This is a genomic window from Streptococcus pyogenes, from assembly GCF_002055535.1.
GTDB lineage: Bacteria > Bacillota > Bacilli > Lactobacillales > Streptococcaceae > Streptococcus > Streptococcus pyogenes.
Map to the genome: position 1 here is coordinate 1,629,996 of NZ_LN831034.1, position 25,673 is coordinate 1,655,668.

Annotated in this window: 22 protein-coding genes, 3 tRNA genes and 2 rRNA genes; 3 read left to right on the plus strand and 24 right to left on the minus strand. The window is 38.8% G+C overall.

Features of this window, described 5'->3' with window-relative positions; translation table 11 throughout:
• The first annotated feature begins 196 nt into the window (after positions 1 to 196).
• Positions 197 to 427, plus strand: coding sequence for a DNA-dependent RNA polymerase subunit epsilon (locus B6D67_RS08675; RefSeq protein ID WP_002982907.1), 231 nt, complete (start codon positions 197 to 199; stop codon positions 425 to 427).
• Position 428: 1 nt separating this feature from the next.
• Positions 429 to 2,111 (plus strand): ribonuclease J1, encoded by a 1,683-nt coding sequence (gene rnjA, locus B6D67_RS08680; protein WP_002982901.1) that lies wholly within the window; start codon positions 429 to 431, stop codon positions 2,109 to 2,111.
• 226 nt (positions 2,112 to 2,337) lie between these two features.
• On the opposite strand, the gene glnA is transcribed toward rnjA, so the two are convergent.
• The 15 genes from glnA to tig form a co-directional block, all read right to left on the minus strand.
• Positions 2,338 to 3,684: a type I glutamate--ammonia ligase gene (glnA, locus tag B6D67_RS08685; protein WP_009880482.1), complete on the minus strand. Its 1,347-nt coding sequence runs from the start codon at positions 3,682 to 3,684 to the stop codon at positions 2,338 to 2,340.
• 37 nt (positions 3,685 to 3,721) lie between these two features.
• On the minus strand, positions 3,722 to 4,093 hold the full coding sequence (locus tag B6D67_RS08690; protein ID WP_002982895.1) for a MerR family transcriptional regulator: 372 nt from the start codon (positions 4,091 to 4,093) through the stop codon (positions 3,722 to 3,724).
• Positions 4,094 to 4,159: 66 nt separating this feature from the next.
• Entirely contained in the window at positions 4,160 to 4,711 is a 552-nt protein-coding gene (locus tag B6D67_RS08695) for an FUSC family protein (protein ID WP_002982891.1), read from the minus strand.
• A 262-nt stretch (positions 4,712 to 4,973) separates the two neighbouring features.
• A complete protein-coding gene (locus B6D67_RS08700) occupies positions 4,974 to 6,170 on the minus strand; it encodes a phosphoglycerate kinase (protein WP_002982888.1) in 1,197 nt (398 codons plus the stop codon).
• A gap of 192 nt (positions 6,171 to 6,362) precedes the next feature.
• A complete protein-coding gene (locus tag B6D67_RS08705) occupies positions 6,363 to 7,217 on the minus strand; it encodes a 5'-nucleotidase, lipoprotein e(P4) family (RefSeq protein ID WP_010922649.1) in 855 nt (284 codons plus the stop codon).
• 229 nt (positions 7,218 to 7,446) lie between these two features.
• A complete protein-coding gene (locus B6D67_RS08710; protein WP_010922650.1) occupies positions 7,447 to 8,337 on the minus strand; it encodes an SPFH domain-containing protein in 891 nt (296 codons plus the stop codon).
• A 236-nt stretch (positions 8,338 to 8,573) separates the two neighbouring features.
• Positions 8,574 to 10,238, minus strand: a complete 1,665-nt coding sequence (locus tag B6D67_RS08715; RefSeq protein ID WP_002992286.1) for a DAK2 domain-containing protein — start codon at positions 10,236 to 10,238, stop codon at positions 8,574 to 8,576.
• A complete protein-coding gene (locus B6D67_RS08720; protein WP_002982874.1) occupies positions 10,238 to 10,603 on the minus strand; it encodes an Asp23/Gls24 family envelope stress response protein in 366 nt (121 codons plus the stop codon). Before B6D67_RS08720 ends, B6D67_RS08715 begins: the two co-directional genes overlap by 1 nt.
• Before the next feature lie 151 nt (positions 10,604 to 10,754).
• Positions 10,755 to 10,943: a 50S ribosomal protein L28 gene (gene rpmB, locus B6D67_RS08725; protein WP_002982870.1), complete on the minus strand. Its 189-nt coding sequence runs from the start codon at positions 10,941 to 10,943 to the stop codon at positions 10,755 to 10,757.
• A 381-nt stretch (positions 10,944 to 11,324) separates the two neighbouring features.
• Positions 11,325 to 12,206, minus strand: coding sequence for a class II fructose-bisphosphate aldolase (locus tag B6D67_RS08730; RefSeq protein ID WP_002982850.1), 882 nt, complete (start codon positions 12,204 to 12,206; stop codon positions 11,325 to 11,327).
• Positions 12,207 to 12,412: 206 nt separating this feature from the next.
• A tRNA-Leu gene (locus B6D67_RS08735) sits at positions 12,413 to 12,498 on the minus strand.
• 53 nt (positions 12,499 to 12,551) lie between these two features.
• The gene (locus B6D67_RS08740) at positions 12,552 to 13,478 is read right to left on the minus strand and encodes an alpha/beta hydrolase (protein WP_010922651.1); all 927 of its coding nucleotides are present in this window, start codon (positions 13,476 to 13,478) and stop codon (positions 12,552 to 12,554) included.
• 167 nt (positions 13,479 to 13,645) lie between these two features.
• Positions 13,646 to 15,250, minus strand: a complete 1,605-nt coding sequence (locus tag B6D67_RS08745) for a CTP synthase (RefSeq protein ID WP_002988149.1) — start codon at positions 15,248 to 15,250, stop codon at positions 13,646 to 13,648.
• A 256-nt stretch (positions 15,251 to 15,506) separates the two neighbouring features.
• On the minus strand, positions 15,507 to 16,082 hold the full coding sequence (gene rpoE / locus B6D67_RS08750; protein ID WP_002988147.1) for a DNA-directed RNA polymerase subunit delta: 576 nt from the start codon (positions 16,080 to 16,082) through the stop codon (positions 15,507 to 15,509).
• Between the two features lie 216 nt (positions 16,083 to 16,298).
• Positions 16,299 to 17,582, minus strand: a complete 1,284-nt coding sequence (gene tig / locus B6D67_RS08755; protein WP_011054989.1) for a trigger factor — start codon at positions 17,580 to 17,582, stop codon at positions 16,299 to 16,301.
• Positions 17,583 to 17,902: 320 nt separating this feature from the next.
• Between tig and B6D67_RS08760 the strand changes: the two genes are divergently transcribed.
• A complete protein-coding gene (locus tag B6D67_RS08760; protein WP_002982833.1) occupies positions 17,903 to 18,748 on the plus strand; it encodes a mechanosensitive ion channel family protein in 846 nt (281 codons plus the stop codon).
• Between the two features lie 64 nt (positions 18,749 to 18,812).
• Here the strand turns inward: B6D67_RS08760 and B6D67_RS08765 are convergent, their stop codons facing one another.
• The 9 genes from B6D67_RS08765 to B6D67_RS08805 all read right to left on the minus strand — a co-directional run bounded on the left by B6D67_RS08765 (position 18,813) and on the right by B6D67_RS08805 (position 25,447).
• Complete coding sequence (locus B6D67_RS08765) at positions 18,813 to 19,373, minus strand: TIGR01440 family protein (RefSeq protein ID WP_002995157.1); 561 nt, start codon at positions 19,371 to 19,373, stop codon at positions 18,813 to 18,815.
• Between the two features lie 13 nt (positions 19,374 to 19,386).
• A complete protein-coding gene (locus tag B6D67_RS08770) occupies positions 19,387 to 19,857 on the minus strand; it encodes an ECF transporter S component (protein ID WP_002988139.1) in 471 nt (156 codons plus the stop codon).
• Positions 19,847 to 20,611, minus strand: coding sequence for a bifunctional hydroxymethylpyrimidine kinase/phosphomethylpyrimidine kinase (locus B6D67_RS08775; protein ID WP_002988136.1), 765 nt, complete (start codon positions 20,609 to 20,611; stop codon positions 19,847 to 19,849). Before B6D67_RS08775 ends, B6D67_RS08770 begins: the two co-directional genes overlap by 11 nt.
• The gene (gene truA / locus B6D67_RS08780; protein ID WP_002988132.1) at positions 20,601 to 21,350 is read right to left on the minus strand and encodes a tRNA pseudouridine(38-40) synthase TruA; all 750 of its coding nucleotides are present in this window, start codon (positions 21,348 to 21,350) and stop codon (positions 20,601 to 20,603) included. Before truA ends, B6D67_RS08775 begins: the two co-directional genes overlap by 11 nt.
• A gap of 184 nt (positions 21,351 to 21,534) precedes the next feature.
• Entirely contained in the window at positions 21,535 to 22,086 is a 552-nt protein-coding gene (locus B6D67_RS08785) for a sigma-70 RNA polymerase sigma factor region 4 domain-containing protein (protein WP_010921894.1), read from the minus strand.
• Between the two features lie 25 nt (positions 22,087 to 22,111).
• Positions 22,112 to 22,185: transfer RNA gene (locus B6D67_RS08790), tRNA-Arg, on the minus strand.
• Between the two features lie 79 nt (positions 22,186 to 22,264).
• A tRNA-Asn gene (locus tag B6D67_RS08795) sits at positions 22,265 to 22,338 on the minus strand.
• Between the two features lie 5 nt (positions 22,339 to 22,343).
• A 5S ribosomal RNA gene (gene rrf, locus B6D67_RS08800) occupies positions 22,344 to 22,459 on the minus strand.
• 85 nt (positions 22,460 to 22,544) lie between these two features.
• Positions 22,545 to 25,447 (minus strand): 23S ribosomal RNA (locus B6D67_RS08805).
• Between the last annotated feature and the right edge of the window lie 226 nt (positions 25,448 to 25,673).

Sequence of the window (25,673 nt, forward strand, 5' to 3'; positions counted from 1 at the left end):
ACTATACCATAAATGTACCTAAATTTTTTACTAAAAGCTAAGTTTATGGTATAATTGTAATAATTGCACAGAATCAGGAATTAATCTACTACACAATAATGACAACATATAAAACCGTCAAAATGGAACACCTACCTTTTGACCTATTTATTATTGTTTGGATAATTGATTCATAACGAAAGGAATTTAAAAACAAATGATTTATAAAGTTTTCTATCAAGAAACAAAGGATCAAAGCCCACGTCGTGAAAGTACTAAAGCACTCTATCTTAATATTGATGCTACTGATGAACTCGATGGCCGTATCAAGGCTCGTCGTCTCGTTGAAGATAACACCTATTATAACGTGGAATTTATCGAGCTACTTTCTGACAAACACCTCGATTACGAAAAAGAGACCGGTGTTTTTGAATTAACGGAGTTCTAAGATGACAAATATCAGTTTAAAACCTAATGAAGTTGGGGTGTTTGCCATTGGTGGTCTGGGAGAGATTGGGAAGAATACTTATGGTATTGAGTATCAAGACGAAATCATTATCGTTGATGCCGGTATCAAATTCCCAGAAGATGATCTTTTGGGAATTGATTACGTTATTCCAGACTATTCTTACATTGTCGATAACTTAGACCGGGTCAAAGCTCTTGTTATTACACATGGTCACGAAGACCACATTGGTGGTATTCCATTTCTTCTCAAACAGGCTAATATCCCTATCTACGCAGGACCTTTAGCACTTGCTCTTATCCGTGGTAAATTGGAAGAACATGGTCTTTGGCGTGAAGCAACTGTTTACGAAATCAATCACAACACCGAGTTAACTTTTAAAAACATGAGCGTCACTTTCTTCAAGACTACTCATTCCATTCCAGAACCGGTCGGTATTGTTATCCACACCCCTCAAGGTAAGATTATCTGTACTGGTGATTTTAAATTTGACTTCACGCCAGTAGGAGATCCTGCAGATTTACAACGTATGGCAGCGCTTGGTGAAGAAGGTGTCCTTTGCTTATTATCAGACTCAACTAATGCTGAAATCCCAACCTTTACTAACTCTGAAAAAGTTGTTGGCCAATCCATTTTAAAAATTATCGAAGGTATTCATGGTCGTATTATTTTTGCTTCCTTCGCTTCAAACATCTACCGTTTGCAACAGGCTGCAGAAGCTGCTGTTAAAACGGGACGTAAAATTGCCGTTTTTGGTCGTTCTATGGAAAAAGCAATTGTTAACGGTATTGAACTTGGCTATATTAAAGTTCCAAAAGGTACCTTCATTGAGCCAAGCGAACTTAAAAATCTTCATGCTAGTGAAGTTTTAATTATGTGTACAGGTAGTCAAGGTGAGTCTATGGCAGCACTTGCTCGTATCGCTAATGGCACTCATCGTCAAGTAACTTTACAGCCTGGTGATACTGTGATTTTCTCATCAAGTCCAATCCCTGGTAATACCACAAGTGTCAATAAATTAATCAATACCATCCAAGAAGCTGGTGTTGATGTTATTCATGGAAAAGTCAATAATATTCATACTTCTGGTCATGGAGGACAGCAAGAACAAAAGCTCATGCTTAGTTTGATTAAACCAAAATATTTCATGCCAGTACATGGTGAGTATCGCATGCAAAAAGTTCATGCAGGACTGGCGATGGATATTGGTATTCCAAAAGAAAATATCTTTATTATGGAAAATGGAGACGTTCTAGCTTTAACCAGTGACAGTGCGCGTATTGCTGGTCACTTTAATGCCCAAGACATCTACGTGGATGGTAATGGCATCGGGGATATTGGAGCAGCCGTTTTACGGGACCGCCGTGATTTGTCAGAAGATGGTGTTGTCTTAGCTGTTGCAACTGTTGATTTTAACACACAAATGATTTTAGCTGGACCAGATATTCTGAGCCGTGGTTTCATTTATATGCGTGAGTCAGGTGACTTGATCCGCGAAAGCCAACGTGTGCTCTTTAACGCTATCCGTATTGCTTTAAAAAATAAGGATGCTAGCATCCAATCAGTTAACGGTGCTATCGTCAATGCTCTTCGTCCATTCTTGTATGAAAAGACTGAGCGTGAACCAATTATCATTCCGATGGTCTTAACACCTGATAAGCACTAAAATCAAATAAGACTCATTTCTTAATACTATCTGTCTATATCTTTAACATATCAGTTCTAGTTCAGATAATTATCAAACTAAAACCAGTCCTCATAGAACATGGACTGGTTTTTAGTTTTCTATAATGGAAAATCAATTGGTGTCCGATCAGCTAATAATAGCTTGCTAGCTCAAATACAATAGCTCATCCAAAAGACCCACTCAACTTGAGCAGGTCCTGATAAGTCTAATAATTATGAATATAATGGTCAATTTCCCATTGAGAAACAAAAGTTGCATAGGAAGACCATTCAATTCGTTTTGCTTCTAAGAAATTAGTGTAGATATGGTAACCTAGTGCCTTTTGTACCACATCATCTTTTTGAAGAGCTTTTAAGGCATTATGAAGCGTTGATGGCAAATCAATAATGCCTGCTTCATTTCGTTCTTCCATTGTCATGGTATAAATGTTAGCTTCAACGGGTTCTGGAGCTTCAATTTTGTTAATGATACCATCTAATCCAGCTTCCAAGAGAACAGCCAAGGCTAAATAAGGATTAGCTGTCGGATCAACCGAACGTAACTCCAAACGCGTTCCCATACCACGTGATGCTGGAACACGGATAAGCGGTGAACGATTACTTCCAGCCCAAGCGACATAAACAGGTGCCTCATAACCTGGAACTAATCGTTTATAAGAATTCACTGTAGGGTTAGTGATAGCAGTGTAGTTATAAGCATGCTTCATTAGTCCTCCCAAGAAATAATAAGCATCTTCTGATAACTGCATCCCTCGCTTATCAGCTTCATCATAAAAAGCATTATTACCTTGGTTATCAAACAAAGACATGTTACAGTGCATCCCTGATCCAGCTATTCCAAATTTTGGTTTAGCCATGAAAGTAGCATAAAGTCCATGTTCACGGGCAATCGTTTTTACAACTAGCTTAAAAATTTGAATATTATCACAAGCTTTCAAAACATCTGCATATTTAAAATCAATCTCATGTTGACCAACAGCCACTTCATGATGACTAGCTTCCACTTCAAAACCCATTTTCGTTAAAATATTCACAATTTCACGGCGCGTGTTGTCTGCTAAGTCAATTGGCGCTAAATCAAAATAACCACCATTATCGTTAACTTCAAGTGTCGGATTACCTTTATCATCCATCTTAAAAAGGAAAAATTCTGGTTCTGGTCCAAGATTAAATGATTTGTAGCCGATCTCGTTCATGTGTTTCAGGGCTCTTTTTAAATTTCCTCTAGGATCTCCTGCAAAAGGCTTTCCTTCTGCTGTATAAATATCACAAATTAAACCTGCAACTGCTCCATTTTCATCTCCCCAGGGAAAAACAATCCAAGTGTCTAAATCGGGGTAAAGGTACATATCTGACTCATTGATCCGTACAAAACCTTCGATAGATGAACCATCAAACATAACCTTGTTAGACAATACTTTGTCTAACTGTTCTTTAGTTGCAGGAATCTCCACATTTTTCATAACGCCCATGATATCAGTGAACATCAAGCGAAGAAACGTTACATTTTTTTCTTTGACTTCACGACGAATGTCAGCTACTGTTATTGCCATTAAATAGGTCTCCTTTAAATTTTATACAATTCATATCTTAAATACGAAAATTACCAATATGCTGTGAGGGAGTAGAAAAACCGCTTTGTGTCAGCATTTCATCATGTAAGATCCGTCTGACATCTGCATCTGTTAGAGCTTTTTGTTTTTGCATTAACTTACCTTGACGCTCGACATATTCGCGTTTAATAGCTGCAATATTTAATCCCTCAGACAAAAAATCTTTAATTTCCAAAAGTCGGTCCATGTCATTTAAGGAAAACATACGCCGATTCCCTTGCGTTCGTTCAGGCTTAATTAAACCTTGATCTTCATAATAGCGAATTTGTCTCGCAGAGAGATCTGTTAATGTCATCACCGTTCCAATAGGAAAAACAGCCATTGAGCGTCTAAGTTCTTTTTCTTTCATGACAAACTCCTTTCATCTTCCTTATTATAGGCTGAAAAAAATAACCTGTCAAGTATATATGTTATATTATCTAACATCACTGTGTTTTTTGTTAAACCATTTATTTTTAATAAGTTCAACATCAGTATTAACTAAAATAGCTACAAAGACGCCACAAAATGTTTCAAATACCCGCGAAGTCACATAAATAAACGTTTGTCCTGTTGGAATAGACAGTGTAATAATCAAAAGAGCAGCCACTGCCCCAATAATACCTGATTTATTATTACATGCAACATTAACCATGATACATAACATGGTACAAATAGGAACAATTAATAAAGTAACCCAAAAAGCTTGATGAAATATCTCATTGAATGCAAAAAATACTAAGGAGAGTAGGCCACCTATACTATTACCAATAATTCTAGAAAAGCCAAAGTGCACGCTTTTATCAAAGTCTTCTCTTAAACTAAATACAGCAGTTAGAGCACCAATTTGGAGCCCTTTCCAACCAAATAAATGAAAAACCAATAAAACTAAAAAGACCGATAAGCCTGTTTTCAATGTTCTCATTCCCAATTTAAACTTTTTAATATCAAACTTGTAATTAGATAATAATTTTCTTAACGTTTTCATACCTATCCCTTCACTATCTATTTTAACATATCAATCCATAAAACCCTTTTGGTAAACGTTTTATTTATGATTAGGATATCTTTTATAAACCAATTGATATGAAATCGTCATAAACTTTTGAAAAATGCAGTGTCAGCCAAATACCACTATATCTAAAAACTAGTAAATGATAAGTGAAGTTAGGGAAAGTTCAATAACTCTACATGATCAACTAAAAAAAGACATGCATCAGCATGCCCTTTACTATATATTATAATGACTATTATTTTTCAGTCAATGCTGCCAAACCTGGTAATACTTTACCCTCGAGAAGTTCCATGCTAGCGCCTCCGCCAGTACTGATCCATGAGAATTTGTCAGCACGGCCAAGGTTGATAGCAGCAGCTGCTGAATCACCACCACCGATGATGGATTTAACGCCTGGTTGTTTAACGATAGCGTCCATGACACCGATTGTACCAGCTTGGAAGTCAGGGTTTTCAAAGACACCCATTGGACCATTCCAAACAACTGTTTTAGCACCAGTAAGTGCTTGGTCAAACTCAGCGATTGATTTAGGACCGATGTCAAGACCAAGGAAGCCTTCTGAAACTGCTTCACCTTCAGTGTCGCGAACTTCAGTGTAACCAGCAAATGCGTTTGCTTCTTTCGAGTCAACTGGCAAGATCAATTTACCATTTGATTTTTCAAGGAGGTCTTTAGCAACATCCAATTTGTCTTCTTCTACAAGTGAGTTACCGATTTCGATACCTTGAGCTTTGTAGAATGTGTAAGTCATACCACCACCGATAAGAACTTTATCAGCTTTTTCAAGAAGATTTTCGATAACACCAATCTTATCAGAAACTTTTGATCCACCAAGAATAGCTACGAATGGACGTTCTGGAGTTTCAACTGCTTCTTGGATGTAAGCAATTTCGTTTTCAAGAAGGAAACCAGCTACAGCTTTTTCAACGTTTGCTGAAATACCTACGTTTGATGCGTGAGCACGGTGTGCTGTACCAAATGCATCGTTAACGAAGATTCCATCTCCAAGTGAAGCCCAGTATTTACCAAGTTCTTCGTCATTCTTAGATTCTTTCTTACCGTCAACATCTTCAAAACGAGTGTTTTCAACCAAAAGAACTTGTCCATCTTCCAAAGCATTGATTGCTTCTTCTAATTTTGAACCACGAGTAACACCTGGGAATACAACATCTTGACCAAGTTTAGCAGCTAAATCAGCAGCTACCGGTGCAAGTGATTTTCCTTCTTTGTCAGCTTCTTCTTTAACACGTCCAAGGTGAGAGAAGAGGATAGCACGACCACCTTGTTCGATGATATACTTGATTGTTGGAAGAGCCGCAGTGATACGGTTGTCGTTAGTGATAACGCCGTCTTTCAAAGGCACATTAAAGTCAACACGAACGAGGACTTTTTTACCTTTCAAATCAACGTCTTTAACAGTCAATTTAGCCATGTGAATAGACTCCTTAATATTTTTTATACTCCTCCATTATACCACAATTCCTAGCATAAAGATAAAATATGAAAATAATAAAATAATCATTTCACAAAATCAACATTTTTTTCAGTCATTAACCCTATTTTCAGAAAATAATAGTACTTAAAAAGAGGTTACATTTTCTTTTGCACCTCTTTTTCAATTACTTTATTTAAAGCTTTTTAAACTTTTACGGCGTTCCTCTAGTTGCTTAAGCACATCCAGCTTTTCACCTTTATAAATGGCACCTTCCCATGAACCATACATAGGATTAGGGAAAATGATAAAGCGTCTTCCAAACTCTTCTTGTAAATCTGATAATAAAGCTGTTCTATCTTCTTGAGATTTTTTTGAAAAATCAGCAAAATCTAGAAGATTATCACCAAATAGCATCGTTACATTAGTTGTTTCTTTGACCTTTTGACGACGACTCTCCTTTGATTTTACGCCTTTTTCTAAGAATAGAAGATGATCACGACCTTGTACTGGAATACCTTCTTTTTGGAGATTTTCCATTGTAGCATCTACTTGAGTAGTTGATCTGTCTGAAATGTAGTAAATTTGAACACCATTTTGGTCTGCAAATTGCAAAAAGTCTTTAGCACCAGCAACCGGTTTTGCTTCTTTCTTTTGTACCCAATAATCCCAGCTTTCAGGTGTAAATCCTGTTCCTTCCAAAACATTTTTAGCTTGATAAGGGCTATTATCAAGAACTGTTTCGTCAATATCTAATACAATTGAATAAGGTTTATCCGTTGGTTTATTGAGTTGTTCTTTTAAGCGATCCGTTGCTAACTGATACCCCTGTAAATAAAGCGCTTGAGTTTCCGCAGCTCGCTGGTACCATAAAACAGACATGGTATTTTCACGCGATCTTAATTGGTCATCACTATAGCTATTATAGGTTTGTTTAGTAGCAGGCTTAAGATTAACTGATTTGTTGTTATCAACTTTAGCACAACCTGTCACCAAAAAAAGGGATAAGGTAAGTGATATAACACTAACAACTTTTTTGGATTTCATTGAAAATCTCCTTTTTGCTTATTAAGTTGATTTTAAACTTATTTAATTTAAAAGTCAATACAACTTAACATTTAATCAATACTATGTTGTTAATCATGAAAAAGGCTTTTTTTACTTTCATTTCTCCAATAAAAGTAATGTATTCATTTCGTCGTTTGCCACTTCACAAGGTATGATAGCCTTCTGCTAAATCCAGTATTGAGCAACTTTTTAGCCAAGCTTTTACACGTTATTTTGTTTTAAGGGCAGATAAAACTTGTGTACGGATATCCTCTACCCCACTTGGTGTATTTGGTAGAAAAAGGGTTTGGTTTCCTTTTGCCGCAAAGGTATTGAGGGTATCCAGGTATTGGTTGGTCAACAAAATGGACATGATTTGTTCTTCGTTTAAGGAAATATTCGCTTCTTTAAGCTCTTGAATAGACTCCGCCAAACCATCCACAATGGCCTTACGCTGTTGGGCAATCCCTACCCCGTGCAATCGATCTTTTTCAGCCTCTGCTTCTGCTGCTGTCACAATTTTAATTTTATCTGCGTTTGCCAACTCTTGAGCAGCTACACGTTTGCGTTGAGCCGCATTGATTTCATTCATTGACTGTTTGACTTCAGCATCAGGCTCCACCTTGGTAATCAAGGTTTTGACAATAATATATCCATAGGTTGACATTTCTTCTGCCACTTGATGTTGTACTTCCAAGGCAATTTCATCTTTTTTCTCAAACAATTCGTCTAAGGTCAACTTCGGCACGGATGACCGCAAGGCATCTTCAATATAAGACTTGATTTGAGATTCAGGTTTCATTAATTTGTAGTAAGCATCTGTTACATTTTGTTCGTTAACACGATACTGAGTGGCAACATTCAAAGTTACAAACACATTGTCCTTGGTTTTGGTTTCAACGATGATTTCTGACTGTAAAAGACGCAGCTGCACACGCGCAGCAATTTTGTCAATCCCAAACGGAAGTCGGATATGAATACCACTCGTGGCTGTTTTTTGGTATCTACCAAAACGTTCCACGATGGCAACAGATTGTTGACGAACAACATAAAGGGTACTGGCAACAATAGCTAGGATTACAATAACCCCAAAAGCAATAAAGATAAATGGTCCTAACATAAAATCTCCTCCTTGTCATATCTTAGAACTGAACCGTTTTCAGTTCTTGACTTATTGTTATAATACAATTATAATGTTTTTCTAGGTTTTGTCAAATTAAATCGTAACCATTAGCTTTGTGATGGATTACCCTCATTTTTTAGGGGCTTACCATCACTAAAACCACTCATTACGACATCAATATAGACAAAAAGAGTCAGACCTTTGCCTAACTCCTCTTTTTTTATTATATTCTATTATTCTACACTCATGAGATATGGGTAAACAGGCTGATCTCCTTGATGGATCTCAACTTCCACATCTTCGTAAGTCTCTCCTAAATACCCAGCAAGTTCTTCTGCTAAGTCTTGATCACCTTCTTCACCAACAAAGATAGTCACAATCTCGCTATCTTCGTCAATCATCTTTTCAAAGGCAGCTTTTAGAGTTGCTTCCATGTCTGGGTTTGAAACGATGATTTTACCATCAACCATTCCCAAGAAATCATTTTCATGGATTTCTAAACCATCAATGGTGGTGTCACGGACTGCCAAAGTAACGCTTCCACTGACCACGTCAGAAAGACTAGTTGACATATCTGCTACATTGTCCTCTAAAGATTTTGAAGGATCAAAGGCCAACAAGCTGGTAAATCCTTGCGGAACAGTACGTGTTGCAACAACAGCAGCCGGAATATCCACCACTTCTGCAGCAGATTGGGCAGCCATAAAGATATTTTTATTGTTTGGCAAGATAATGACTTGTTTGGCATTAACTGCTTCAATAGCTTTAACAATATCTTCTGTAGATGGATTCATGGTTTGACCACCAGAAATCACGTAATCAACACCTTGCGCCTTGAAAATTTCAGATAAACCTTCTCCAGCTACTACTGCAATCAAGCCAAAGTCTTTTACTTCAGCCTTGTTTTTTTCGACATCAGTCTTTTGAACCTGTGCTTCATGCTGGTTACGCATATTGTCCACTTTAATCTTGATGAGCGAACCATATTTAAGACCTTCTTGCATCACAAGTCCGGGGTCTTCAGTATGGACGTGAACTTTAACAATCTCATCATCATTGACCACTAACAGCGAGTCACCAAGGCCACTAAGGTAGCCTTGAAACTCATCATAGTTGAATTCTTTCACATAGGTTGGGCCTTGTTTAAGGGCAACCATGATTTCAGTACAATAACCGTAGGTAATGTCTTCAGTAGCCACATGACCAACAACGGATTTGTGATGCTCAGCATTAATCATTTCAGACATGTTAGCAGGAGTCGCTTTAAAGTCTGCTGAAGTCACATAGTCGCCATTCAAAGCAGATAGGAAACCTTCATAGATAAAGACAAGACCTTGACCGCCTGAATCAACCACACCAACTTCTTTAAGGACTGGTAATAAATCAGGTGTCTTAGCAAGGGCACCTTTGGCACCGTCTAAAGCAGCTTGCATGACTTCCACGGCGTCGTCTGTAAGATCTGCTTTTTTTAAGGCAGCAGTCGCTGCACCCCGAGAAACAGTTAAAATTGTTCCTTCAACAGGTTTCATCACTGCTTTGTAGGCAACTTCTACACCCACTTGAAAGGCTTGTGCCAAATCTTTACCTGTCAGCTCATCTTTTCCCTTAATGCTTTGACCAAAACCACGAAAAAGTTGTGAAGTAATAACTCCAGAATTTCCACGCGCTCCCATCAAAAGACCTTTTGATAACATTTGTCCAACTTCTCCCACAGTTGACGCAGGTTTATCAGCAACTTCCTTGGCACCATTGTCCATAGTCATGCTCATGTTTGTTCCTGTATCACCATCTGGAACAGGAAAAACATTTAAGGAATTAACATATTCTGCTTGTTTGCCAAGGCGAGTCGCTGCCGCTTGGACCATTTCTTGGAATAAGCTTGTTGTAATATTTGACACTAATTTTCTCCTACAACCTTAATATTTTGCACGTAAACATTAACCATATCAGCAGTGAGACCAAGCTGACTTTCAAGGTTAAATTTCACGCGTTCTTGGATATTTTTAGAGACTTCACTGATTTTCACACCATAACTCATCACAGTGTAGACATCAACAGAAATACCCAGATCTGTTGATTTTACTACAACACCCTTAGCGTAGTTTTCTTTGCGAAGTAGTGATTGAAAATTGTCTTTTATTGCACTTTTGCTGGCCATTCCAACAACACCAAAAATTTCCGTTGCTGATCCTCCCACGACAGTTGCAATCACATCGTCGGATAGCTCGATTAGACCATCTTTTGTATTAATTTTTACAGTCATAGTTACTACCTCAAAAAGTTTTTATCATCCTATTTTATCATATTTTAGAAGTAATGTAAAAGAGATAGAATAGCTAACGATAGCGTTTATTACCTTGACTAGCTTATGGATAGAAATAAGCTAATAAAAAAAGCCCTAAGGCTTATTTCTATTAGATGCGTTCTACTTTACCAGATTTAAGCGCACGAGCAGAAGCCCAAACTTTTTTAGGTTTACCATCAACAAGGATAGTAACTTTTTGAAGGTTTGGTTTAACTGTACGTTTTGTTTGGTTCATCGCGTGTGAACGGTTGTTTCCAGAAACGGTTTTACGTCCTGTAAAATAACATACTTTAGCCATTTTGATCTATTTCCTCCTACGTAGAATATGTTTACGGATGTGCTAGCACCACATACCTATCTATTCTATCATAGGGTGCTTAATTTGACAAGGTATTTCCCATTTTCTTTTTCAACAATTTTACGGAATTACTATTACAATAGTCTACGTACTCATTTTTCACTACATTTTTTAGCTAAAACATATTAACATTACGCTTAACCTCTTTAACAATAACAAAAAGACTTACCATAGATAGCAGGGTCCAGATTTTAATACTCTAAATTATGCTTTGTTTGTTCACAATCAAAGATTATTTCACAGAAACTGGTATCCATTTTAGGGTGTCAATTATATCTAAAAAAGCCCTCAAGAGGGCTTTAGGGTGTTTAATACTCTAAATTATGCTTTGTTAGCTGATCCGAAAACATCGATACGTTCTTCAACAGCACCTTGAACAGCTTTCATACCTGGAGCCAAGAATTTACGTGGGTCAAATAATTTTTTACCATCATATTCTGCTTCGTTAGCTTCGTAGTTACGAGCAAATTCACGAGTTGCGTTAGAGAAAGCGATTTGACTTTCAGTGTTAACATTAACTTTAGCAACACCAAGACGGATTGCTTCTTTGATTTGATCGTCAGGAATACCAGAACCACCGTGCAATACGATTGGGAAACCTGGTACAGCTGCTGTTAATTTTTCTAAGTGGTCAAGAGCAAGACCTTCCCAGTTTTCTGGGTATGGACCGTGGATGTTACCGATACCAGCTGCCAAGAAGTCAATTCCAGTTTCAACCATTGCTTTAGCATCTTCGATTGGAGCGAGCTCACCTTTACCGATGATACCGTCTTCTTCACCACCGATTGTACCAACTTCAGCTTCAACTGAAACGCCTTTAGCATGTGCAATTTTAACAACTTCTGCAGTTTTAGCAAGGTTTTCTTCAACTGGAAGGTGTGAACCGTCAAACATGATTGAAGTGTAACCTACTTCGATACACTCAAGAGCATCTTCGTAGTGACCATGATCAAGGTGGATAGCAACAGGAACAGTGATACCCATTGACTCAACAAGGTTAGTAATAAGAGATTGACATACTTTATAACCACCCATGTATTTTGCTGCACCCATTGATGTTTGGATAAGAACTGGAGCTTGTTTAGCTTCTGCTGCACGCAAGATTGCTTGAGTCCACTCTAAGTTGTTTGTGTTAAATCCACCAACAGCATATCCGTTTTCACGAGCTGCTTGGACAAATTTTTCTGCTGAAACGATTGCCATTTGTAAGGCCTCCTCTTATTTTTCGGGATAACTCCCCGTTTACATTGTTCATTCTAGCACAATTTTCCATAAATTTCTAGCCTTTCACAAGCTTAAAGCGTTTTCCAAAAGCAGATTATCAAAAGTTTTCTCCAGTAAATCTATGCCTTCTTATCCTTCATTTAACCAAAAAAAAGAGACGAATCAATGATTCACCTCTTACATTATGCGGAGAGTGGGACTTGAACCCACACGACCTAAAGCGGTCACAGGATCCTTAGTCCTGCGCGTCTGCCAATTCCGCCATCCCCGCTACTCATCAGTAACATAAATTATTATAGCAACTGTGAGTTTAACTGTCAATACTTATTTCTCAACTTTTTTCAAAAAAGCGGCAATTTTTTTCTGGTATTGTTCTGGGTTTGTTTCAAAGGATTTGGCGTGTTTTGCCCCTTTAACAATCAAGATTTCCTTAGGACCTTTCGTGGCCTTATAATTGTCATAAACCATTTTTGTAGGAACAAAATCATCCTTATCACCGTGGATAAATAAAGTTGGACGTTTATTTTTAGCCAGCTGTTTCACTGAGCTCGCTTCTCCGTAACTAAAACCTGCTCGAATCTTAGATAAGGCAGAGACTTCATAGAGTAAAGGAAAGGCAGGCAAGTTGTACATAGCCTTGGCCTGAAACTTCAATTCGTCCCAAACACTGGCATAACCGCAATCTTCGATGAGGGAGGTGACTTGCGCAGGCAATCGCTCACCACTTGCCATCATTACTGTTGCAGCACCCATAGATAAGCCAAAGAGTGTGATTTGGCTTTCAGGGTTTTCCTTAATCAGTTGGTCTGTCCAAGCCATGACATTAAGGCGGTCATTCCAGCCATAACCAATCAAGTTCCCTTCACTTTCCCCATGGGCCTCATTGTCTGGCATTAAGACATTATAGCCCAAATCATGAAAAAGCATGGCATATGGCTTCATATCTTCTTTGTCATTCGTAAAACCATGAACAACAATAGCTGTCTTTTTTGTTTTTTGAGCAGCTGGTAAGTACCACCCCACTTGTTTTAACCCACGATTTGTTAGTTGACGTTTTTCGTAAGGTAAAGCGTCAAAAGACTGTTCAGCTGGGTATAATGGATTATTTGTACTCCGTTTCTTATTATTAATAAACGATTTCTCTTCTCTTATTTGTGCAACATGAAAGAAATAAAAACTAGCACCTACGCTAATAAGAGTTATCAAAAGGAATAGAATTCCTAAATACTTTGCTATTCGAATAGTTTTCATACCAAGTATTTTACAAAAAAATGACTGAAAAAGAAAGTGCTAACCTAAAAATATCACGTTTTTCTTTTTCTAATGCTATTTTTATAGAAAAGATCCCTTTAATAGCTAGTAATCTTTATCAGTATCTGCCAGCCAAGTAGAATGCCACAAACTTACCCTTAAAACCACTAATTGCTATTTTTAATAGCAGCTGTAACAAAAGCGGTGTATAGCTCCTCAGGACGATTTGGACGGCTTTGCAATTCTGGGTGGTATTGAGCTGCTACAAAGAATTTTTTCTCTTTCAATTCTACAATTTCAACTAAGCGGTTGTCAGGTGATACCCCTGAGAAAACAAAACCAGCTGCTTCAAATTCTGGACGGAATTTGTTGTTGAACTCATAACGGTGACGATGACGACGTTGCACCACCTCTTGATTATTGTAAGCCATTGCTGCTTTTGAACCTGGTTTCAATTTACATGGGTACAATCCCAGACGAAGCGTACCTCCCATATCTTCAATATCAATTTGATCACGCATGATATCAATGATGGGGTATTTAGTACTTGGCTCTAATTCAAAAGAGTTTGCACCTTCCATATTGAGGACATGGCGGGCAAATTCAACACAAGTCAACTGCATGCCAAGACAAATACCAAGCATTGGCACATCATTTTCGCGGGCATAGCGAATCGCTTGGATCTTGCCTTCTGTACCACGTTGACCAAAACCACCTGGTACAATAATCCCATCCGCATCTCCCAACAAGTCAGCTGCATTATCCACCGTCACATCGTTAGCATTGACCCATTTTAGGTCAATTGCGGTATCATTGGCATAACCAGAATGTTTCAAGGCTTCCACAACAGATAAGTAGGCATCTGGCAATTCCACATATTTACCAACCAAGGCAATTTTTGTTGTTTTTCTTAAATTCATCACCTTGTCAACCATAGCTGACCACTCGGTCATATCAGCTTGTGGCGCATTCAATTTCAAATGATCACAAACAATCTGATCCATTGATTGAGCTTGCAAGTTCAATGGAATTTGATACAAGTGTTCTACATCACGTGACTCGATAACAGCTTCTGAATTCACATCACAGAACTGAGCCAATTTATTTTTAATCCCCTGCTCAACTGGCTCTTCCGTACGAATAACCAACATATTCGGTTGAATCCCTAAACCACGCAATTCTTTAACGGAATGTTGCGTTGGCTTAGTTTTCATTTCACCCGCTGCCTTTAAATATGGCAACAAGGTGGTGTGAATATACATCACATTTTCAGAACCAACATCAGCTTTCATCTGACGAAGAGCTTCTAAGAACGGTAAACTTTCAATATCGCCAACAGTCCCCCCGACCTCAGTAATAATTACATCAGAGTCCGTTGTTGAAGCTGCGCGTTTGATTTTTTCTTTAAGGGCATCTGTGATATGAGGAATCACCTGAACAGTCGCTCCAAGGTACTCGCCTTTACGTTCTTTACGAAGGACTTCACTATAAATTTTACCTGTTGTAACATTGGAATATTTATTAAGATTGATATCAATAAAACGTTCATAGTGACCCAAATCCAAGTCGGTTTCAGCACCGTCATCTGTCACATATACTTCTCCATGCTGATAGGGGCTCATCGTCCCTGGATCAATATTAATATAAGGATCAAATTTTTGAATCGTCACCTTAAGTCCACGATTTTTTAACAATCGGCCAAGACTTGCCGCAACAATTCCTTTGCCAATTGATGATACAACACCACCAGTTACAAAAATGTATTTCGTCATAGTACTCCTTTATATAAGCTGAATAAAAGCATTGCTTTCTTGTTAATTCCCTATTAGTTGGTTCCACATTGGTTAGGTATCACCTTAGTTTTCTAAATATAGAGGCAAACTGGCATTATTCTAGAAAACAAAAATAGCCCCCTATTAACTAGAGAGCTTTTGCCTGACCTCATAAAGAGGTGCCCGAATAATAATATAAACTATAATAGACAATTTGTCAAATGATAATTACATTTTTATTTCTGAACTAAAGACATTAGAGAACTGGTTCTTCATCTTCTTCATCTTCTTCGTCTTCTTCATTGATATCAACTTCTTCAAAATCATCTTCAGGGATAATTTCATTCAATTCTGAATCATATGACTCCACTTCTGATTTTTCATCATCTGGATCTTCTTCATCATATTCAACCTCAGCTGATTCTTCTGTGAAATCTTCATCTTCTGGATCATCATCTCTATAATCAATAGCGTCTTCATCTCCATCCATGAAAGCATTAACGCGTTTTTTCTTACGTTTTTGTGCGCCATCTTCATCTTCTTCTAGAGTAATAATTTCTTCATCAATTTCATCAATAGCATACCACGAACGAAGTCCCCATTTGTTTTCACCTAGAGGAATAAATGAGCCATCCGTATTTAAGTCAGTATAGAAAAATGGTAATGCATGACGAATACCTGCATCAGATTTTCCTAAGTAATTTTGAATCTCATTGACTAAATCGCTAAAGTACATCTCATTGTCGCGACCGCGTTCTTCCAAAATGGCACGCGCCACTTCAATCATGGAAAGCTCGCTTTTTTCTTGTCCTGCAAATACGTCTAATTTCAAGGCAGTTCTCCTTATTTTATCATTCTCTACCATTTTACGCTAAAAAAAGTAATTCGTCAAAACTTTTATCAACTCATATCACTTCTTCTTGACAAATCTTTAAAGCTAATTCATTAAAATAACGTTTAACTAATTCCTTATTATTTCTTTAGAAAAAGAAAAACCAGACTAGAAAGACGTTCTAATCCGGCTTGTACGTTTTGTTCCTTAATAAGATTACTTAACGCTTGCTGTGCTTGTAATTACTTCAACTGCTTTTTTCATTGCAATATCATGTTTCAACATATCTGCTGAAAGAAGAGAACGAACTTGGTCAGCTGGCATGTTATATTCTGTTGCAAGGTCATTAATTTCTTGTTCAATTTCACTATCTGTTGCTTCAAAACCTTCTGCTTTAGCAATTGCTTCAATAACAAGGTTTGTTTTAACACGTTTGTCAGCTTCAGCTGAATATTGGTTATGTAAATCTTCTTGAGTTGTACCAGTCAATTGGAAGTACATTTCAGGTGAGATTCCTTGACGTTGCATGTTGCCCATAAATTCATTCACTGAACGGTTGACTTCTTCATGAATCATTTCTTCGGGTAAATCAACAATTTCAGCATTTGCAACTGCTAATTCAATCGCAGCTCCTTCAACAGCATCATCATAAGCAGTTTCTTGAGCTGCTTCAAGTTCTTTACGATATTTTACTTTTAAGTCTTCAAGTGTGTCAACATCTTCATCAATATCTTTTGCAAGCTCATCATCAAGCTCTGGTACTTCTTTTGTTTTGACTTCGTGAATAGTTGTCATAAATTTAGCGGCTTTACCTGCAAGATCTTCTGCTTGGTAAGATTCTGGGAATGTGACATTAACTTCTACTTCATCGCCAGCTTTAGCACCAACTAGTTGATCTTCAAAACCTGGGATAAATTGTCCTGAACCAAGTTCAAGAGAGAAGTTATCTCCTTTACCGCCATCAAACTCAACACCATCAACTGAACCAACAAAGTCAATCACAACAGTGTCACCTTGAGCTGCTTCACCGTCTTTAATAATGAGTTCCGCAAGGTTTTGACGTTCGCGCTCAATTTTAGCATCCACGTCTTCATCTGAAACTTCTTTTGAAGCATCAACTTCTACAACTAGGTTTTTGTAATCACCAAGTTTCACTTCAGGTTTTGTCACAACTTCAGCAGAAAGTGTCCACTCTTTCCCTTTTTCCATTGACACAACATCGATTTTTGGTTGTGCAACCACATCAAGACCAAGTTCCGTCACAGCTGCTTCATAAGCTTCTGGCAATACAATATTCAAAGCATCTTCATAAAGAACTTCTTCACCAAATTTTTGGTTGAAGACTGGACGAGGCATGTGTCCTTTACGGAAACCTGGTGCATTCAAGTCTTTTTTGATTTTATTAAAAGCTTTATCAAGAGCTGGTTTTATTTTATCTTGACTGATTGTAAATGTAATCACGCCACGATTTGTAGCTTTGTTTTCAAATGATGTAGACATTAAGTCATTTCTCCTTAAAATAATTTCGATACAGTTCATTTTATCATAATTTAAAGCGTTTTTAAAGCTTTTTATGCGTGAAATCAAACGCGCTATTAAGAGTATCTACCTGTCATTAGTCTACTAACAGTTATTTTCAATTTATAAAGGTTAATGTTAGACTTTTTCGCTTACTAACTGACTATTTTCAAGCATTATCACAACGGATGACTATGGCATTCTTTATGATAAAACAATTATCATAACTTTGGTTAAAATATTAATTTATCTCTTTTCAAGATTGGTTTTTTTTTGATAAACTATCAAAGAAAGGATTTCTCATGACATTTATATTACATTACCTAGAGCAGTCTCATATCGAAAATATTGGCTTAACGATTTTTAAAAAGCTAGTGTCTCTCATTATTCTATTACTCTTTTTTGCTATTTTAAAACGTGTTACTAACTATCTTTTTGAAAAAACCATTAACAAATCGTTTGCTTATTCAAGACAAAGTGAAGCTCGCAAAAAAACACTCTCTAAGCTCACTCACAACATTTTAAATTACTTATTATATTTTCTTCTCATTTATTGGATACTTAGCTTATTTGGCATACCTGTCTCTAGTCTTCTAGCAGGAGCTGGAATTGCTGGAGTAGCAATCGGGTTAGGTGCACAAGGATTTTTATCTGACGTTGTCAATGGCTTTTTTATCTTATTTGAGAATCAATTTGAAGTAGGAGATAACGTTACTATCTCTGACATAGAAGGCAGTGTCTTTGGTGTTGGAATTAGAACTACTCAAATTCGTGGATTCGATGGAACACTACATTTCATCCCAAACCGTAGCATCACCGTTGTCAGCAACAAATCTCGTGGTAATATGCGTGCCTTAATTGAAATTCCTCTTTATTCCACTGTTAATTTGAGCCAAGTCACTCGAATCATTGATGAAGTGAATCAAAAGGAATTGCCAAACCATCCTCAAATCGTTGGCAAACCAAATATTTTAGGGCCTCAAAATAACTCTAATGGACAGTTCACTTTTAGAATTGCTATTTTCACAGAAAATGGAGAACAATTTAAGATTTACCATACTTTTTATAGACTTTATCAAGAAGCTTTACTCAAAGAAGGCATTCAATTACCGACTGCAATCAGCTATTCTATCACCTCAAAATCTTAATATAATCTTAAAAAATCCTTTTTTCTAGAAAAAACACCAATTGTTTTATTCCAGAAAAAAGGGTTTAGGATTTACGGATAATATCCATATTGTAATCAGCCCTAGCTCCACCAATTAATTTTGGTCGACTAGCCAAAGCTGTCACATGAGCACCTCCTAGCTCTCGTTGACAAGGAATCAGAGGGATCTGAACACGCTTAATATGCATTCCTATAGCAGTATCACCTATATCAAGTCCAGCGTGTGCAATAACTTCTTCTACTTCGACAGGGTCTGACATAAGTTGAAAAGCAGCCATCTGAGCACTGCCACCAGCATGAAGATTCGGAACCACATTGACAATCTCTAACTGCTTAGATTCTGCCACATGCCTCTCTACTACCAAGGCACGATTGACGTGTTCACAACCTTGTACAGCCAAATGAACACCACGCTTATTTAATTCATCTAACACAACTTCAACAACTATTTGACCTACTTCTAGACTAGATTGTTTTCCAATTCTACTACCCAAAATTTCGCTAGATGAAAGACCTAGAACAAAAAGATTACCTGGTTGAATAGCAGAGCGTTCTACAACATCAATGACGATTTCCCTTGTTTGTTTCTCTAAATTATTCAACAACTTCTCACTCTCCTTATCTCTTTTTTTGCCTTAATATGGCCTTAAAGATAATAAAACCAACAAAAAGCCCTAATGTATTTTGCATGACGTTTCCCCAAATACCGGCTAAAGATCCCGAAAGGCCATAACCAAGCATAAGAGAGCCTAAAAAGTACCAAAAAATCATGATAAAAGAACCTATCACAACACCAAGCCAACGCTTGCGCCCTCTCCATCCCGCAAAATACCCTTGGACACTGTGAGCAATCAAACTATGAAACATCCACTGAGGGTATCCTGCCACTAAATCGATTAAAAAACCTGATAACCCTCCCACAATAGCTCCTTGAGCTGATCCAAAGGAAAAGCTGACAGCATAAATTCCTGCATCCAACAGCGTTAAAAAACCTGTTGGAGTAGGTAGCATGACAAATCTTCCTAAAACAACAACCAATGCTGTCAATATCCCTGTTAAACTCATTTGTCGTATCTTACTATTTTGCATAACTTTGTTTTACTCCGTATCTATCAGATTGTAAAATAGCTTGGTAGACTAACTCTTTTGAGTTTTTCACAGCTTCTAGTGGCGTTTTTTTCTTTACTAACTGACTAGCGATACTAGATGCAAAAGTACAGCCTGCGCCAATATTATTTTTCTCAAGTACAGGACATTCCAAGGTAACAATCTCTTTACCATCATAAAAAAGATCAATAGCTTTTTTCTGACTAAATCGATTACCACCCTTGATAACCACCTGTTTTGCCCCAAGTTGATAAAAATATTTAGCAGCTTCTTGCATATCTTTTAAAGAAACAATCTCTTTTTGAGATAATAGCTGAGCCTCTACCAAATTTGGAGTAACAACAGTCACATAAGGCAATAATTGTAAAATCTCCTGTCTTAGAGGAACTATTTTAACATCATCTATTTCTTTACATGCTAGAACAGGATCTAAAACCACTGGGATTCCCAGATGCCCCTTTATAAAATCCAAAACTATTTCACACATTTCCGCATTAGGTAACAAACCAATTTTAATAGCAGAAATTGGAGCGTTCGTAAAGCTATTCAACTGATCACGGAAAATTTCTTTAGCTACCGGAAATAGACTAAAGCCCTCTTCAGATCTAGTAGTTAAACAAGTTACCGCTACAAAGGCCTGTAGGTCATACCTTATGTAAGTCGCTAAATCAGCATAGAGACCACCTCCACTTAAAATATCGTTCCCAGATATAGTCACGATATAATCAGTTTTCATAACAAATCTCCTTCAAGTAAAGCCCATTTCCAGATATCGTTGGTCCAGCTAGCTGACGATTTTTGGAGCTCAAAATCACTTTAACTTGTTCAACTGGCATTTGACCATTACCAATTTTCAGCAAAGTTCCCACCATATTCCTCACCTGCTTATAGAGAAAACCATTTCCTGAAAAAGTAAACACCAAAAAATCAGTTTTTTCATCCCGAGATACCGTTGCTTTGGTAATCGTTCGCACCTTATTTTGTACCGAAGTTCCTGCTGCTGTAAAACCAGTAAAATCGTGTGTACCTACCAGACCGTTAATAGCTTCTTGCATAAGTTTAATATTAAGAGTATAAGGGTAATGAGTGGTATAGTGTCGCATCATCGGATTTTTAGGTCGACCATTATCAACTAAAAATTCATAAGTTTTTAAATGCTTCTGATAACGACAATGAAAATCATCAGCCACTTTTTCTATATTAACAACATCAATATCTTCAGGAGTCTGTGTATCAAGAGCAAATCGCAATTTTTCAACTTCTTGTTCTTGAGGCAAATCAAAATGGATCACCTGTCCATAAGCATGTACTCCTGCATCCGTACGTCCTGCACCATGAATTATAATTTTTGTACCGTTATTTAATTTATAGAGTGTTTTTTCAATCTCTTCTTGAACCGTACGTAAATGTCTTTGTCTTTGAAAACCCGAAAAAAGAGTCCCATCATAGGAAATCGTTGCTTTGTATCTTACCATGTTACTATTTTAACATTTCTTAAACGTAAGAGAAACTATTTTTAATCAAACTGTACCCAAACAAATGAAAGACGTATTGAAGCTTACTCTAAGCTACTAGCGATTTAAAAGCTATAAGAAAGCTATTTCCTCCAAACTCTCTCCTTTTTTCATAGATTTACCCCCAATTCCTTATAGGTCTTGCTTACAACTGCTGTGCAAATTCCTTAAAATAGGGACTGATCTTCCTAAGTAGAGCACGTCTTCCCTTGAAACGTTCGCCCCTGATAAGTGCTTGAAACTGCATACGCTCTTGCGAATTTAATTGGTTCTCTAAGCTAGCTATTACCTCTTGATAAGCCACATAGTCGTCTAGCCATAACCCTCTCGATGGAATGGCATGTGCAACCTCCCCTATCTCTTCATATGCTAACTTATGGAACTGACGCTTTTGACTTTCTTGACGGCGTAATAAATCTTTCAAATAAGATGAAAATTTTGTTTTAAAATAGCGATATAAACGCTCTTCTTCCTCAATTAACTCTGGGTACCTTTCTAGTAACTGTAATAAGATAATATGTCCTTCTTGTAACCAGTCATCTCTATCCCACAATTGAATATAATAGTGTCGCTTTAATTTCAAAATAATGGGCTTAACTTTTTCAAACGCTGCTCTTGTCTCTATCGACATTTTGAGTCTCCTTTTCTTTTTAACTATCCCTAGTATAAAGAGAACCACAAAAAAACAACAGGACATTAATGTCCTGTTGTTTTTTTCATTATGCACCCTAGAGGAGTCGAACCTCTAACCGCCTGATTCGTAGTCAGGTACTCTATCCAGTTGAGCTAAGGGTGCCAACGCATATCTTGCCTCTATCTTACCACACTCTTCTCTAAAATGCAAAAAAAGATAGGACGCTTCCTACCTCTCTCTACTCCGCCAGTAGGACTCGAACCTACGACATCATGATTAACAGTCATGCGCTACTACCAACTGAGCTATGGCGGATAAACGCTAAGCGACTACCTTATCTCACAGGGGGCAACCCCCAACTACATCAGGCGTTCTAGGGCTTAACTGCTGTGTTCGGCATGGGTACAGGTGTATCTCCTAGGCTATCGTCACTTAACTTGTAAATGTGCTATTTTCATAACCCACTCAAAATTGAATATCTATAGTCTAACAAGAATCCGTAACGTTGTCAATATTTCTTTTTGGATAAGTCCTCGAGCTATTAGTATTAGTCCGCTACATGTATCGCTACACTTACACTCCTAACCTATCTACCTGATCATCTCTCAGGGCTCTTACTGATATAAAATCATGGGAAATCTCATCTTGAGGGGGGCTTCGCACTTAGATGCTTTCAGCGCTTATCCCTTCCCTACATAGCTACCCAGCGATGCCTTTGGCAAGACAACTGGTACACCAGCGGTAAGTCCACTCTGGTCCTCTCGTACTAGGAGCAGATCCTCTCAAATTTCCTACGCCCGCGACGGATAGGGACCGAACTGTCTCACGACGTTCTGAACCCAGCTCGCGTGCCGCTTTAATGGGCGAACAGCCCAACCCTTGGGACCGACTACAGCCCCAGGATGCGACGAGCCGACATCGAGGTGCCAAACCTCCCCGTCGATGTGAACTCTTGGGGGAGATAAGCCTGTTATCCCCAGGGTAGCTTTTATCCGTTGAGCGATGGCCCTTCCATTCGGTACCACCGGATCACTAAGCCCGACTTTCGTCCCTGCTCGAGTTGTAGCTCTCGCAGTCAAGCTCCCTTATACCTTTACACTCTGCGATTGATTTCCAACCAATCTGAGGGAACCTTTGGGCGCCTCCGTTACTCTTTAGGAGGCGACCGCCCCAGTCAAACTGCCCGTCAGACACTGTCTCCGATAGGGATAACCTATCTGGGTTAGAGTAGCCATAACACAAGGGTAGTATCCCAACAACGCCTCATTCGAAACTGGCGTCCCGAAGTCAATGGCTCCTACCTATCCTGTACATGTGGTACAGATACTCAATATCAAACTGCAGTAAAGCTCCATGGGGTCTTTCCGTCCTGTCGCGGGTAACCTGCATCTTCACAGGTACTAAAATTTCACCGAGTCTCTCGTTGAGACAGTGCCCAAATCATTACGCCTTTCGTGCGGGTCGGAACTTACCCGACAAGGAATTTCGCTACCTTAGGACCGTTATAGTTACGGCCGCCGTTTACTGGGGCTTCAATTCAGATCTTCGCTTGCGCTAAACCCTCCTCTTAACCTTCCAGCACCGGGCAGGCGTCACCCCCTATACATCATCTTACGATTTAGCAGAGAGCTGTGTTTTTGATAAACAGTTGCTTGGGCCTATTCACTGCGGCTGACCTAAGTCAGCACCCCTTCTCCCGAAGTTACGGGGTCATTTTGCCGAGTTCCTTAACGAGAGTTCTCTCGATCACCTGAGGCTACTCGCCTCGACTACCTGTGTCGGTTTGCGGTACGGGTAGAGTATCATTAAACGCTAGAAGCTTTTCTTGGCAGTGTGACATCACTAACTTCGCTACTAAAATTCGCTCCCCATCACAGCTCAATGTTATAAAGATAAGCATTTGACTCATCTTACACCTCACTGCTTAGCCGGACTCTTCCAATCGTCCGGTTTAGTTAGCCTACTGCGTCCCTCCATCACTATATACTCTAGTACAGGAATATCAACCTGTTGGCCATCGGATACACCTTTCGGTCTCTCCTTAGGTCCCGACTAACCCAGGGCGGACGAGCCTTCCCCTGGAAACCTTAGTCTTACGGTGGACAGGATTCTCACCTGTCTTTCGCTACTCATACCGGCATTCTCACTTCTATGCGTTCCAGCGCTCCTCACGGTACACCTTCTTCACACATAGAACGCTCTCCTACCATGACACTTTTGTGTCATCCACAGCTTCGGTAAACTGTTTTAGCCCCGGTACATTTTCGGCGCAGGGTCACTCGACTAGTGAGCTATTACGCACTCTTTGAATGAATAGCTGCTTCTAAGCTAACATCCTAGTTGTCTGTGCAACCCCACATCCTTTTCCACTTAACAGTTATTTTGGGACCTTAGCTGGTGGTCTGGGCTGTTTCCCTTTCGACTACGGATCTTAGCACTCGCAGTCTGACTGCCGATGATATCTCGTTGGCATTCGGAGTTTATCTGAGATTGGTAATCCGAGATGGACCCCTCACCCAAACAGTGCTCTACCTCCAAGAGACTTAACATCGACGCTAGCCCTAAAGCTATTTCGGAGAGAACCAGCTATCTCCAAGTTCGTTTGGAATTTCTCCGCTACCCACAAGTCATCCAAGCACTTTTCAACGTGCCCTGGTTCGGTCCTCCAGTGAGTTTTACCTCACCTTCAACCTGCTCATGGGTAGGTCACATGGTTTCGGGTCTACAACATGATACTAAATCGCCCTATTAAGACTCGGTTTCCCTACGGCTCCGTCTCTTCAACTTAACCTCGCATCATATCGTAACTCGCCGGTTCATTCTACAAAAGGCACGCTCTCACCCATTAACGGGCTCGAACTTGTTGTAGGCACACGGTTTCAGGTTCTATTTCACTCCCCTCCCGGGGTGCTTTTCACCTTTCCCTCACGGTACTGGTTCACTATCGGTCACTAGAGAGTATTTAGGGTTGGGAGATGGTCCTCCCAGATTCCAACGAGATTTCACGTGTCTCGCCGTACTCAGGATACTGCTAGGGCTCAAAAGAATTTTAAATACGAGGCTTTTACTCTCTTTGGCTTACCTTCCCAGGTAATTCTTCTATCCTTTTAAAGTCCCACGTCGCAGTCCTACAACCCCGAAGTGTAAACACTTCGGTTTGCCCTCCTGCCGTTTCGCTCGCCGCTACTAAGGCAATCGCGTTTGCTTTCTCTTCCTGCAGCTACTTAGATGTTTCAGTTCACTGCGTCTTCCTTCTCATAACCTTAACAGTTATGGATACTAACCATTAGTTAGTGGGTTCCCCCATTCGGACATCTCTGGATCAGCGCTTACTTACAGCTCCCCAAAGCATTTCGTCGTTTGTCACGTCCTTCTTCGGCTTCTAGTGCCAAGGCATCCACCGTGCGCCCTTATTAACTTAACCTTATTAACCTAGTTTTTTTAAACTAGAAAACTTATTAAATAGTCACAGCGTTTTCGGTTTATTTTCTTGTTACTTTTCTACAATCTATTTCTAGATCGTGGAATTTGATATAGATATTCAATTTTCAATGGACTATTATATAGGATACTAAGCAACGCTCGCTTTAGCGAAACTTCTGTAGAAAATTAGGAATCTGACCATGTGGGCCTTGCACACAAGGGAAGAT

What these genes read in the sequence shown, in the direction of transcription:
- B6D67_RS08675 (WP_002982907.1), top strand. Translation starts at nt 197, where the DNA reads ATGATTTATAAAGTTTTCTATCAAGAAACAAAGGATCAAAGCCCACGT.
- rnjA (WP_002982901.1), top strand. Translation starts at nt 429, where the DNA reads ATGACAAATATCAGTTTAAAACCTAATGAAGTTGGGGTGTTTGCCATT.
- glnA (WP_009880482.1), bottom strand. Translation starts at nt 3,684, where the DNA reads ATGGCAATAACAGTAGCTGACATTCGTCGTGAAGTCAAAGAAAAAAAT.
- B6D67_RS08690 (WP_002982895.1), bottom strand. Translation starts at nt 4,093, where the DNA reads ATGAAAGAAAAAGAACTTAGACGCTCAATGGCTGTTTTTCCTATTGGA.
- B6D67_RS08695 (WP_002982891.1), bottom strand. Translation starts at nt 4,711, where the DNA reads ATGAAAACGTTAAGAAAATTATTATCTAATTACAAGTTTGATATTAAA.
- B6D67_RS08700 (WP_002982888.1), bottom strand. Translation starts at nt 6,170, where the DNA reads ATGGCTAAATTGACTGTTAAAGACGTTGATTTGAAAGGTAAAAAAGTC.
- B6D67_RS08705 (WP_010922649.1), bottom strand. Translation starts at nt 7,217, where the DNA reads ATGAAATCCAAAAAAGTTGTTAGTGTTATATCACTTACCTTATCCCTT.
- B6D67_RS08710 (WP_010922650.1), bottom strand. Translation starts at nt 8,337, where the DNA reads ATGTTAGGACCATTTATCTTTATTGCTTTTGGGGTTATTGTAATCCTA.
- B6D67_RS08720 (WP_002982874.1), bottom strand. Translation starts at nt 10,603, where the DNA reads ATGACTGTAAAAATTAATACAAAAGATGGTCTAATCGAGCTATCCGAC.
- rpmB (WP_002982870.1), bottom strand. Translation starts at nt 10,943, where the DNA reads ATGGCTAAAGTATGTTATTTTACAGGACGTAAAACCGTTTCTGGAAAC.
- B6D67_RS08730 (WP_002982850.1), bottom strand. Translation starts at nt 12,206, where the DNA reads ATGGCAATCGTTTCAGCAGAAAAATTTGTCCAAGCAGCTCGTGAAAAC.
- B6D67_RS08740 (WP_010922651.1), bottom strand. Translation starts at nt 13,478, where the DNA reads ATGAAAACTATTCGAATAGCAAAGTATTTAGGAATTCTATTCCTTTTG.
- B6D67_RS08745 (WP_002988149.1), bottom strand. Translation starts at nt 15,250, where the DNA reads ATGACGAAATACATTTTTGTAACTGGTGGTGTTGTATCATCAATTGGC.
- tig (WP_011054989.1), bottom strand. Translation starts at nt 17,582, where the DNA reads ATGTCTACATCATTTGAAAACAAAGCTACAAATCGTGGCGTGATTACA.
- B6D67_RS08760 (WP_002982833.1), top strand. Translation starts at nt 17,903, where the DNA reads ATGACATTTATATTACATTACCTAGAGCAGTCTCATATCGAAAATATT.
- B6D67_RS08770 (WP_002988139.1), bottom strand. Translation starts at nt 19,857, where the DNA reads ATGCAAAATAGTAAGATACGACAAATGAGTTTAACAGGGATATTGACA.
- B6D67_RS08775 (WP_002988136.1), bottom strand. Translation starts at nt 20,611, where the DNA reads ATGAAAACTGATTATATCGTGACTATATCTGGGAACGATATTTTAAGT.
- truA (WP_002988132.1), bottom strand. Translation starts at nt 21,350, where the DNA reads ATGGTAAGATACAAAGCAACGATTTCCTATGATGGGACTCTTTTTTCG.
- B6D67_RS08785 (WP_010921894.1), bottom strand. Translation starts at nt 22,086, where the DNA reads ATGTCCTGTTGTTTTTTTGTGGTTCTCTTTATACTAGGGATAGTTAAA.